Genomic DNA, 10,909 nt, shown 5'->3' with positions numbered 1-10,909 from the left:
GCACCCCCTTCTCCCCGATGGCCTCGGCGGCCGCGGCCACATCGGCCGTGCCGAACGCGATGTGGTGCACCCCCTCGCCGTTCTTGGCGAGCCACTTGCCGATCACGGAGTCCCCCCGCGTCGGCTCCAGCAGCTGGAGGAAGGAGGCGCCGCCGTCCGAGGTCTCGTTGATCTTCAGCATCGCCTCGCGGATTCCCTGCTCCTCGTTGACTTCGGTGTGGAACACCTCGAAGCCGTACGTGGCACGGTAGAACTCGACGGTGGCGTCGAGGTCGAAACAGGCGATTCCGATGTGGTCGATTCGCGTCAGCATGGCCTCAGTGCACCGCACGCCCGGCCGGTGTGCAACGTGCCGACGGTCACACCGAATTCACGGCCCGGCGGGTCGGCGGGCCGACGGAAAAGAAGGGGCGGTTACTTGCCCAGCTTTTTCGCCGTGGCGGCCCGCCGGGCGAACATCTTTTCCTTGGACTCCTCCATCTCCCGGAGCGCGGATTTCCGCTCCCGCTGGGAAAGGCGGTCCAAGTACAGCCGGCCGTAAAGGTGGTCCGTCTCGTGCTGGAGGCACCGGGCGAAGTAGCCCCGGCCCTCGATCACCAAGGGGTTGCCGTCCTTGTCGAACCCCCGCACGACGGCGCGGTCGGGGCGCGCCACCACGCGGTAGGGGCCGGGAACGGACAGGCAGCCCTCGGTTTCCTCGATGAGGACGCGGTCCTCGGCCGGGACGTCGTCCAGGACCGGGTTGGCGATGTGCCCGACGTGGCGCACGCCCCAGTCGTCGGTGATGTCCCAGATGAACAGCTGGAGGTCCAGGCCGATCTGGTTGGCGGCGAGCCCCGCGCCTTCCGCCACCTGGTTCGTGGCGAACATGTCGTCGATCAGCCGGGAGAGTTCGGGCGTGCCGAACTCGGTGACCGGACGGCACCGCCGGTGGAGCACGTCCTCGCCGACGACGGTGATGCGGTGCAGCGAACCCCGCTCGACCTCCGGAGCGTACTCCGGATAAGAGTCGACGGGTTCCCCCTGCACCCGCACCCGGAGGTCTTGCGAGGCATCACCGAACCGAACAGCCATGTTTTTCCAACGCCTTTCAGAGGTACGAGAGCCGGTCGGGGCGGCGGCGCCCCGACCGGCCGTTTCCCGGTGTGGTCGAACGCGGGACAAAATATCACCCCCCGGTAAGCAGGGATGACGAATCGTCAACCGTTCCGTTTCCGGCAGGAATTGGCCGGAAAAGGCACGGTGCTCCTCCCGAGCGTCTGCCGCGTCAGTCCTCGGTGCCCAGGGCCGCGATGACCTCCGCGGCCCCTTCCCGGCGGGCGGCGGTCGTCGTCACGACGGGGATGTCGCGCGTGCCCAGGGCCACCATGGCCCGGAGCTCGCGGACCATCGTGTGGACGCCCTCCTGGTCCGCCTTGTTCACGACGTAGAGGTCGGCGATCTCCAGCACTCCGGCCTTGGCCATCTGGATGCCGTCCCCCGCGCCGGGCGCGAGGACGACGATGGTCCGGTCGGCGACCGACGCGACCTCGACCTCCGACTGCCCGGCCCCGACCGTCTCGATGAGGACGACGTCGAAATCGACCGCGAGCAGCGTCGCGATCATGGCCCGGGCGGTGACGGAGAGGCCCCCGAGGTGCCCCCGGCTGGCCACCGAGCGGATGAACACCCCGTCGTCGTCCGCGTGTTCCTGCATCCGGATGCGGTCGCCGAGCAGCGCGCCGCCGGTCAGTGGCGATGACGGGTCGAAGCAGAGCACCGCCACGCGCTTCCCCCGCCGCCGGTACTCGGCGACGAGACACGAGACGAACGTCGACTTGCCGACCCCCGGCGGGCCGGTCAGCCCGATGACCGTGCCGGCCGCGCCGGTGCGGCCCTGAACGTCCGGGGCCCCGAGGTCGGCCTCCGTGATTCCGTGGTTCTCCGCGCGGGCCATCAGCCGGGCCAGCGCCCGGATGTCGCCGCGCCGCGCGGACTCCAGCGTCTCCCGCAGGGGCGTGCCGGTCACTCCACCACCTCGAGCGGGCGCAGGGTGGCGTGGGCCCATTCGATGATGTCCGGCAGGGTGTCCCGGGAGGTGAACACCCGGAGCACCCCCAGCTCGACGAGCCGGACCGCGTCCTCCGGCGGGATGACGCCGCCGCAGAAGACCGGGACCTCCGCGGCGTCGTTCTCGGCCAGCAGCCGCAGCACGCGCGGTACGAGCTCCATGTGGGCGCCGGAGAGCAGGGACAGCCCGACGGCGTCGGCGCCCTCCTCCAGCGCGGTGCGGACGATCTGCTCCGGCGTCTGGCGCAGTCCGGTGTAGACGACCTCCATGCCGGCGTCGCGCAGCGCCCGCGCCACCACCTTGGCGCCCCGGTCGTGGCCGTCCAGCCCCGGCTTGGCCACCACCACACGTACCCGGTGCATCCGTTCCTCCTGTCCTGACGTGCCGAAGCCCGCGGCCGGTGCCTTCATGCCGACATCAGCGGGGCGACCCGGTCCTCTCCGATGCGCGCGCGCAGCGCGGGGTCGGTGACGCCGAGGCCCGGCTCGGGGGCCAGGCAGAGCACGCCGACCTTGCCGAGGTGCTCGTTCAGCTGGATCGCCCGCGCGGCCTCGCCCGTCTCGCCGAACGGGTGCACCTCGGACAGCATCGGCATCACGCGGCCGCGCTGGATGAGGCGGTTCACCTGCCACTGCTCGTACAGGTTCGCCCCGTGGCTGCCGACGATCTTCTTGAGTCGCATCCACAGGTAGCGGTTGTCGAAGGTATGCTGGTAGCCGGTGCTCGAACCGCAGGTCACGATGGTGCCGCCGCGCCGGGTGACGAACACCGAGATGCCGAACGTCTTGCGGCCCACGTGCTCGAAGACGATGTTCGGGTCCTCGCCGATCTCCCGCCGGATGATCTTGCCGAGCCGTTTGCCCGTCGCCACCGTGACGTCCGGGTCGTCGGAGATCTCCCCGATCTCCCGGCGGTCGATGACCAGTTCGCAGCCCAGCTTGCGGGCGATCTCGGCCTTCTCGTCCGAGCTGACGATGCCGACCGGGATGCCGCCGCCGTTCCGGACGAGCTGCACCGCGTAACCGCCCAGGCCGCCCGCCGCGCCCCAGATGAGCACCACGTCGCCCTGGCGCATGTTGGCGCCGCGCTCGCTGACGAGCATCCGGTAGGCCGTGCCGGCGCACAGCGGGTTGCTGGCCGCCTCCTCCCAGTTGAGGTGGGCGGCCTTGGGAAGCAGCTGGCTCGCCCGGACGACCGCGTAGTCGGCGAGGCCGCCGAAGTTGGTCTCGAAGCCCCAGGCGCGCTGCTCTTCGCCCAGCATGCCGTCGTGGTGGGTGAGCGGTTCCTGGTCGTCGACGTGGGCCGTCGCCACGGCGACGTGGTCGCCGACCTTCCAGTTGCGCACGCCGTCGCCGATGCGCACGATCACGCCGGCGGCGTCCGAGCCCAGCACGTGGTACGGCTGGTCGTGGCGGGCAGCCCAGCCGCCCTGCTTCCCGTAGTGGCGCAGGAAGGCGAAGGTGGGGAGCGGCTCGAAGGTCGCGGACCAGATGGTGTTGTAGTTCATCGCCGCGGCCATGACCGCGATCAGCACCTCGTCGGGGGCGAGTTCCGGCATCGGAACCCGGCCGAGGTGGATGGACTTCCGGACGTCCTTGTCGGCCACGCCGGCGAACATGCCGACGTCCTCGGCGCGCAGATAGGCCGCGTTGTAGTCGCGGGGGACGGGGAGGCGCTCCAGTACGTCGGGAGAGGCTCCCGCGATCACGGCTGCGGAAAGCTCGTCCATGGTCATCCTTCTTCGGTGGGGGATTCGGTGGGGGATTCGGTGGGGGATTCGGTGGGGGATTCGGTGGGGGATTCGGTGGGGGGTTCCGCAGAGGGTGCGGTGGGGGGTTCGGTGGGGCGGATCCTGATCCGCCCGGGCAGGTCGCCGCCGTGCAGCCGCGTGCGCAGGAAGGCGCGGAGGTCGCGCGCGCTCGGCGCGTCCGGGCCGGTACCGGCCACGGTGAGCACCGCGGTCTCGGTCCTGCCCTTCTCCAGCCACACCTCCGCTTCCTCGACCCACGGGTGGGTGCGGGCGACGCGGGCGACGGCGGAGGCGTCGATCAGGGCGCGGGTGCGGATCCACCGGCCGTCCGCCGGCCCGAGGAGCCGCACGTGGCCGTCGGCGGTGACGTACCCGCAGTCGCCGGTGGGCACCTCGCGGCCGTCGGGCAGGTGGGCGTGGAGGGCGCCCGCGACCGAGCGGGGCAGCGGCTCCCCCGACCGGGCGTGCGCCGTGAAGGCGACGCCGGCCGCGGGGACCAGGCGCGGCGGGTGGGGAGCGTCGTCGTCGACGGCGGTCCCGGCCCGGACGCCGGCGCACCGGTACGGCGTTCCGCCGGCCGCCGCCGTACCGGAGCGGTCGGCGCGCGCCGGGCGGACCGAGGACGCCGTCCGCCGTGCGGCGAGGTCCGAGACGGCGGTACGGAAGTCGGTCAGCAGCTGCTCGGCCTCCGCCTCGCCCATCAGGTCCTGGCGGTAGTCCAGGCGCACCCGGCAGTGCGGCCAGTCCGCCCGGATCTGCAGCGTCCTGGCGAGGGCGGCGTTGGTGTTCGGGGTGAAGAAGTCCCAGGCGGTGCGCAGGCCGGGGACGTCCGTCTCCAGCCCGGCCGGCGGCCGGGGGAAGGACAGGCCGAGCTCGGTGCCCAGGCGGGCCAGCGGCTTGCCGGGCACCCCGGCGACCAGGTCGACGAACGGCACCCGCCGGTGGCGTGCCAGCTGCGCGAGCGCCTCGCGCGCGGTGTCGACGGACCGCTCGACCGACGCCCCCCGGTGGATCTCCAGGGCGACGGGCACCACGTTGATCTGGAGCCCGGCCACCCCGCGGGTCCGCTCGTCGCTCACGTCGGAGGCCAGGCCGAGCAGCGGGGTCTCGTTGCCGTAGACCGCCAGCTGACGGGTGAGCGCCGCCAGGAGCATCGTGAAGGTGCTCACCTCCGACTCCCGGGCCATCGAGCGCAGGGCGGCGACCGCGGCCGGGTCCAGTTCGACGGCGGGCGACGAGGTGATCGTCCGCTGCCCCAGGCGCCCGCCCTCGGGCAGGGCCACCGGCGCCGCCCGGTCGACGGCCTCCCGCCAGAACGCGATGGCCTCCTCGGTGACGTCGGCGGGGGCGACCGGGGTGTCCGGCGCGGCCAGCGGCTCCGGGGACACCGGCAGGCCGGCCCGGATGTCCGTCAGGTAGCGCGAGAAGTCGCGGGCCACGAGGAACTTGCTGCGCCCGTCGAACCCGGCGTGGTGAGCCTCGAACACGACCGAACAGCGGTCTGGGGCGTGCGTGAGGAGCCGGAAGCGGATGGGCGCCTCGGTGGCCAGGTCCCAGTACCCGTGCCGCTCGGGCAGTTGGCGCCAGGCCCGGACGGCCGCCCGCTCGGCGCCGTCCGCGCAAGGCAGGTCGACGCGTGCGAAGGAGCAGGCGTCGGCCGCCGGCAGGACGCACTGGCGCAGCCGCCCGTCGACCAGGCGCAGCACCGACCGCAGCGGCTCGTGCCGCCGCAGCACCGCCTCGGCGGCGGCGCGCAGGTGGCGCTCGTCGACGGCGCCGTGGAAGGTCACCGCGAAGTACCCGCCGCCGCTGATGGACGGGTCGATCGTGGCCTCCGCCCACAGGGCGTACTGGCCCGCGTCCGCGAGCCGGTCGTGGAGAACGGTCGTCATCCGCGGCCGCCCCGCTCGCGCCGGCGCCGGCCGAGGTCCTCGGTGATCAGCTTCACCACGGCCTCGCGGTCGATCTTCCCGCTGGGGGTCCGCGGCAGTTCGGGCAGTTCCGTCACCGAGACGGGGACCGCCACCTCCGGCAGCACCGTGCGCAGCCGCGCCAGCGCGTCCGCCTCGGACGGCCCGTTGCCGCCCGCGCGGGGGACGACCGCCGCCCGCAGGCTGGTGTGGCCGGACCGGGTGGTCACCAGGGCCGTCGCGGCGGCGGCGATGCCGGGGTCCGCCAGCAGCTGGGCGTCGACCTCCAGGAGGTCCACCCGGATGCCGCGGATCTTCGTCTGGCTGTCCATGCGGGACAGGAAGCGCACACCGTCGTCGGTGAGTTCGACGAGGTCGCCGGTGCGGAACGCCCGGGTGTGGCCGGCCGGCGAGCGCGGGATGTCCACGTAGCGCTCGGCCGTCAGCTCCGGCCGCCCGAGGTACCCCTCGGACAACGGGTGTCCGGTCACCAGCAGTTCGCCGATGTGGGGCGTGTCCGGGTCCTCCGGGTCGACGAGGAGCTCGCAGCCGGGCAGCGGGACGCCGATCGGCGGCAGGTGGGGCCAGGCGTACGGGTCGGGGCCCAGGATGTGCGAGGTCACCATGGCGGACTCGCTCTGCCCGTAGTGGTTCACCAGCCGGCAGCCGGGCAGGGCGGCGAACATCGACCGGATGTCGTCCGAGCAGACGACCTGCTCACCGGCGGTGTTCACCTCGACCAGGCGCAGCTCCGCCAGGGTCGCGGGCCGTGCCGTCACCGCCAGCATCTGCAGGGCGACGAACGGGACGAACAGGCGCTCGATCCGCTGGTCGGCGAGCCAGCGCAGCAGCCGGGCCGGCTCGCGCCGCAGCTCCTCCGGCATCACCACCACCGTGCCGCCGCCGCAGAGCGTGCCGAGGATCTCCTGGAAGGAGACGTCGAAGTTCAGCGGGGCGAACTGGGCGGTCCGCAGGTCGCGGCGCGGCGAGTGGGACGCCTGCCAGTCGGCCATCGCGTCGACGCAGCGGTGGCTCAGCGCCACCCCCTTCGGCCAGCCGGTGGAGCCGGAGGTGTAGATGACGTAGACCGGCAGCTCGGGGTCGCAGGCGACCGCGGGCGCGTCCGGCACTCCGGACACCTCGGGCGCGGGACGGACGCGCACCAGCGGGCCGTCGTAGTGCACGGGCGTGTCGTCGGGGGCGACGACGGCGCGCGGCGCGCAGTCGTCGACCATGAACTGGAGCCGGTCGACGGGGTATTCCGGGTCCAGCGGCACGTACGCGGCGCCGCGCAGCATCACCCCGAGCAGCGCGGCGACGGCGGCGGCGCCGCGCGGCAGCGACACCGCGACCCGGTCACCCGTCCGCACGCCCACCGCCGCGAGGTCGTCCGACACCGCCCGCGCCCAGGCCGCGAGACCGGCGTAGGTGTGGGAGCCCTCGGCGTCGACGACGGCCTCGCGGTCCGGGTCGTCGGCGACGTGGCGGAGGAACGTGGTGAGGAAGCAGTCCGGCGTCACCGGACCGCCCCACAGCGACCGCATGTCCGGCGCGGTCATGCGCCGGCTCCGGGCTGCGCCGCGGCGCTCAGCGCCTCGTCGACGGCGTCCACGAACTCCTCGATGGTGGGGTTGTTGAATATCAGGTGCAGTTCCGCCTCCAGCCCGTACTCGCGCTCGATCAGGGCGAGGATCTTCGCGGCCACCAGGGAGTCGGCGCCCAGGTCGAAGAAGTTGTCCTCGGGCGTGAGGCCGTCCTCGCCGATGGCTCGCTCCCAGAACGCGATGATGGTGTCGGTCAGCTGCTGCTTGTTCATGTCTCTTCGCTATCGACTCGGTTTTCGGGCACCGGCACGTCCGCGTGCGGGGCGAGCGGGCTCGAAGGGGGGAAAACGTGGGGCGGAGGGGGGTCAGGCGCCCGGCGGCTGAGCGCCGAGGCCCGCGGCGACGGCGCGCTGCATCTGGCCGATGCTGGCCCGCGCCCGCGCCGCCGCGATCATGGATTCCATGACGTTCCGGCCCGCCGCGACGTCCTCGGTGAGGGCGCGCAGTTCGGCGTCGCAGGACCCGCGCCGGAAGGGCCGGCGGCGCCCCGGGACGACACCGGAGCGCAGCTGCCGTTCGGTCAGCCAGTCCTCCTCCTCGGACTCCTCGGCGTCGACGACGCCGACCACCGGGCCGCCGCCGGCGTACGCCATGTCGTCGATCCGCTCCTCCAGCCAGCCGCTGCGCAGGCAGTTCAGCAGCCCGCCGCGGGCCGCGATGTCGTCCAGCCAGCCCGCCGCCTCCGCCTCGATCTCGTCGGCGATGCGGGCGATGGCGTCGGAGCCGCCGAGCGGGTCGACGTACCGGGCGAGGTCGGTCTCCTTCAGCAGGATCTGCTGGACGCGCAGCGCGACGCGCGCCGACAGCTGCCCGGGGGTCTGCGCGGCCTCGTCGAAACCGCACACGTGCAGGGACTGCACGCCGCCGAGCACGGCCGCCATGGCCTGGACGGTGGTCCGCGCGATGTTGTTGAGCGGCTCGCTGGCGGCCAGCGCGGAGCCGAAGGTGTTGACCTGGATGCGCATCCGGGTCGACTTCTCCTCCTCGGCGCCGAACAGGCTCTTCATGCGCGTGGCGTACATCCTGCGCAGCACCCGGAACTTCGCCGCCTCGGCGAGGACCTCCATATGGGTGCCGAAGATGAAGCTCAGCCGCGGCGCCACCTCGTCGACGGTGAACCCGCGCGCCAGCATGCCCTGGAGGTACGTCTCCGCGTCGGCGATCCCGAGCGCCACCTCCATGGCCCGGCTCGCGCCGGCCTCCCGGGCGTGGCCGCCCGAGATCGACACGGGGTTGACCTTGGGCAGGTGGCGCACGCAGTACTCGACGACGTCCAGCGAGAAGCGGAAGCTGTCGTCCAGCTCGAACACGAACGCCTTGCGGGCCGCGTGCTCCTTCAGCATCTCGTTCTGCAGCGTGCCGCGCAGCAGCGCCGGGTCGACGCCCGACTCCTCGGCGACCACGATCCACAGCGCGAGGATCATCGGCGCGGTCGCGTTGATGGTGAACGAGACCGACACCTGGTCCAGGGGGATCCCCTCGAACACGGCGGCCAGGTCGTCGGCGGTCGCCACCGAGACCCCGGCGCGGCCCACCTCGCCCACGGCCGTCGGGTCGTCCGGGTCCAGACCCAGCTGGGTGGGCAGGTCGAAGGCCAGGGACAGCCCGGTCTCGCCGCGGTCGAGGAGGTACCGGAAGCGCTTGTTGGTGTCCAGGCCGTCGCCCAGGCCCGCCAGCTGCCTGATCGTCCACGGCCGGGACGTGTACCCCTTCGGGTGGATTCCGGCCTCGTAGGGGAACTCGCCGGGCTTACTCATCGGCGTCACCTTCCAGTTCTGCGCGCAGCCGGTCGCCGTAGGCGCCCAACACGTCGGTGCTCAGGATGTCGTTGTGTCCGCAGTCGACCGCGTACTCGGTGACCGGTCCCGCGACGAAGCGGCTCCAGTCGCGCGAGTAGCCCGGCCCGGTGTCCTCGCCGGCGGCCCGGAACACCACGGCGGTGCCGCCGAACACGTCCGGCGTGTGGCCGTGCCACAGCTCCGAGTTGAACCGGAGGTTGTGCACGACGTGGCCGACCAGCCAGGCCGGCGGGATGGCGGCGCCGCGGGCCGCCTGGGTCTCGATCCACTCGGCCAGCCGCTCCGGGGTGACCGGCTCGGGCAGCTCGGGCAGGGCGGCCAGGTCGGCGTTCTTGGAGACGAAGTACCGCACGACGTCGACCTCGTCGAAAGCCTCGTCCGGCGCACGCGCCGCCCCGGCCTCCACCACCGCCGCGTCCAGCAGCACCAGCCGCCGCACCTTCGCGCCCCGGCGCTCCAGCACCGCCGCCATCTGGTGGGCGACGACCCCGCCGAAGGACCAGCCGAGGAGGTCGTAGGGGCCCTCGGGCTTGACCGACTGGACGAGGTCGGCGTACCGCTCGGCCATCTCGCGGACGCTGCCGGGGCGTTCGCCGTCGTCGACGGTCTGCTGGATGGCGACGACCGGGCGGCCCACGACGCCCGCCAGGGCCCGGTAGGACCAGCTCACGCCGCCGCCGGGGTGGATGCAGAACAGCGGGTCCCCGCTGCCCTGGCCGACCCGCATGACCTGGGGCAGCTCGTCGGAGGCGGTCCAGTCGGCGAGCCGCCGGCCGATGCCGCGCACGGTGGGCGCCTCCATCAGGGCGCGCACGCCGACCTGGGAGTCGAAGGCCTCCCGGACCGCCGCGACGACCCGCATCGCGGACAGCGAGTTGCCGCCGAGGTCGAAGAAGGAGTCGTCCACGCCGACGCGCGGCACGTCGAGGACCCGGGCGAAGATCTCCGCCAGGACCTCCTCGGTCGGCGTCGCCGGCGCCCGGTAGGCGCCGCCGGTGAACTCCGGCTCAGGGAGCGCCCGTTTGTCGAGCTTGCCGTTGACGGTCAGCGGCAGCGCGCCGACGACCACGACCGCGGCCGGGACCATGTACTCGGGGAGCCGGACCGCGACCTCCCCGCGCACCGCGCCGCCGTCGAGCCCGGCCTTCGCGTCGTCCGGCACCACGTAGCCCACCAGCTGCTTGCCGGCGGCGGTGTCCCGGACGGTCACCGCGGCGCGCTCGACGCCGGGGACGGCGGCCAGCGCGGCCTCCACCTCGCCCAGCTCCACACGGAAACCGCGGATCTTCACCTGGTCGTCGGTGCGGCCGACGTACTCCAGCTCGCCGTCGTGGTTCCAGCGCACCAGGTCGCCGGTGCGGTACATCCGGGCGCCCGCCGGACCGAACGGGCAGGCCACGAACCGCGACGCCGTCAGCCCGGGACGGTTCACATACCCGCGCCCGACGCTGCGGCCGGCCACGTACAGCTCGCCGACCACCCCGACGGGGACCCGGCGCAGGCCCGGGTCCAGCACGAACAGCGCGTCACCCGGCACCGGCGTGCCGATGGGGGCGGCCCCGCCGGGCCGCATGGGACCGCTCATCGAGGCGTAGAACGTCTCCGTCTCCCCATAGCCGTTGATCATGGACCGGCCGGGCGCCCAGCGCTCGACGAGCGCGGCGGAGCACGCCTCGCCGCCCACGAAGACGGTCCGCACCCGGTCCAGGCCCTCGGGCGAGAGCATCTCCAGGGCCGACGGGGTCTGGTTGACCGTGGTGACCCCCTCGGCCACCAGCAGCCGGTGGAAGTCGTCG

General features: G+C 73.1%; 10 protein-coding genes. All 10 read right to left on the bottom strand.

Going from position 1 to position 10,909, the window contains the following annotated elements; genetic code table 11:
* A partial coding sequence (locus JNW98_RS30620) for a VOC family protein (RefSeq protein ID WP_223771556.1) occupies window positions 1-313 on the bottom strand: 313 nt, incomplete at its 3' end.
* Between the two features lie 101 nt (window positions 314-414).
* The gene (gene def / locus JNW98_RS30615; RefSeq protein WP_223771555.1) at window positions 415-1,074 is read right to left on the bottom strand and encodes a peptide deformylase; all 660 of its coding nucleotides are present in this window, start codon (window positions 1,072-1,074) and stop codon (window positions 415-417) included.
* A gap of 193 nt (window positions 1,075-1,267) precedes the next feature.
* Window positions 1,268-2,008 (bottom strand): methylmalonyl Co-A mutase-associated GTPase MeaB, encoded by a 741-nt coding sequence (meaB, locus tag JNW98_RS30610; RefSeq protein WP_223771554.1) that lies wholly within the window; start codon window positions 2,006-2,008, stop codon window positions 1,268-1,270.
* Window positions 2,005-2,412, bottom strand: a complete 408-nt coding sequence (locus JNW98_RS30605; RefSeq protein ID WP_223771553.1) for a cobalamin B12-binding domain-containing protein — start codon at window positions 2,410-2,412, stop codon at window positions 2,005-2,007. The genes meaB and JNW98_RS30605 overlap by 4 nt, the downstream gene beginning before the upstream one ends.
* Window positions 2,413-2,456: 44 nt before the next feature.
* A complete protein-coding gene (gene ccrA / locus JNW98_RS30600; RefSeq protein ID WP_223771552.1) occupies window positions 2,457-3,779 on the bottom strand; it encodes a crotonyl-CoA carboxylase/reductase in 1,323 nt (440 codons plus the stop codon).
* Between the two features lie 2 nt (window positions 3,780-3,781).
* Complete coding sequence (locus JNW98_RS30595) at window positions 3,782-5,692, bottom strand: condensation domain-containing protein (RefSeq protein WP_223771551.1); 1,911 nt, start codon at window positions 5,690-5,692, stop codon at window positions 3,782-3,784.
* Entirely contained in the window at window positions 5,689-7,269 is a 1,581-nt protein-coding gene (locus JNW98_RS30590; RefSeq protein ID WP_223771550.1) for an AMP-binding protein, read from the bottom strand. The genes JNW98_RS30595 and JNW98_RS30590 overlap by 4 nt, the downstream gene beginning before the upstream one ends.
* On the bottom strand, window positions 7,266-7,526 hold the full coding sequence (locus tag JNW98_RS30585) for an acyl carrier protein (RefSeq protein WP_223771549.1): 261 nt from the start codon (window positions 7,524-7,526) through the stop codon (window positions 7,266-7,268). The genes JNW98_RS30590 and JNW98_RS30585 overlap by 4 nt, the downstream gene beginning before the upstream one ends.
* A gap of 93 nt (window positions 7,527-7,619) precedes the next feature.
* Window positions 7,620-9,071 carry a methylmalonyl-CoA mutase family protein gene (locus JNW98_RS30580; RefSeq protein WP_223771548.1) on the bottom strand — a complete coding sequence of 484 codons (1,452 nt, stop codon included), beginning with the start codon at window positions 9,069-9,071 and terminating at the stop codon, window positions 7,620-7,622.
* Window positions 9,064-10,909 (bottom strand): thioesterase domain-containing protein (locus JNW98_RS36745; RefSeq protein ID WP_308015685.1); only part of this gene is annotated, 1,846 nt, incomplete at its 5' end. The genes JNW98_RS36745 and JNW98_RS30580, both read right to left, overlap by 8 nt.

Origin of the sequence: Streptomyces huiliensis, assembly GCF_020037025.1 — a bacterium.
In the GTDB taxonomy this organism is placed as follows: Bacteria; Actinomycetota; Actinomycetes; order Streptomycetales; family Streptomycetaceae; genus Streptomyces; species Streptomyces huiliensis.
Note: the sequence above shows the minus strand (reverse complement) of the source record. Positions and strands in the feature narration are given on the sequence as shown.

Bases quoted from the DNA above. Each gene is read 5' to 3' on its own strand.
- def (WP_223771555.1), bottom strand. From the start codon at position 1,074: ATGGCTGTTCGGTTCGGTGATGCCTCGCAAGACCTCCGGGTGCGGGTG.
- JNW98_RS30605 (WP_223771553.1), bottom strand. From the start codon at position 2,412: ATGCACCGGGTACGTGTGGTGGTGGCCAAGCCGGGGCTGGACGGCCAC.
- ccrA (WP_223771552.1), bottom strand. From the start codon at position 3,779: ATGGACGAGCTTTCCGCAGCCGTGATCGCGGGAGCCTCTCCCGACGTA.
- JNW98_RS30595 (WP_223771551.1), bottom strand. From the start codon at position 5,692: ATGACGACCGTTCTCCACGACCGGCTCGCGGACGCGGGCCAGTACGCC.
- JNW98_RS30590 (WP_223771550.1), bottom strand. From the start codon at position 7,269: ATGACCGCGCCGGACATGCGGTCGCTGTGGGGCGGTCCGGTGACGCCG.
- JNW98_RS30585 (WP_223771549.1), bottom strand. From the start codon at position 7,526: ATGAACAAGCAGCAGCTGACCGACACCATCATCGCGTTCTGGGAGCGA.
- JNW98_RS30580 (WP_223771548.1), bottom strand. From the start codon at position 9,071: ATGAGTAAGCCCGGCGAGTTCCCCTACGAGGCCGGAATCCACCCGAAG.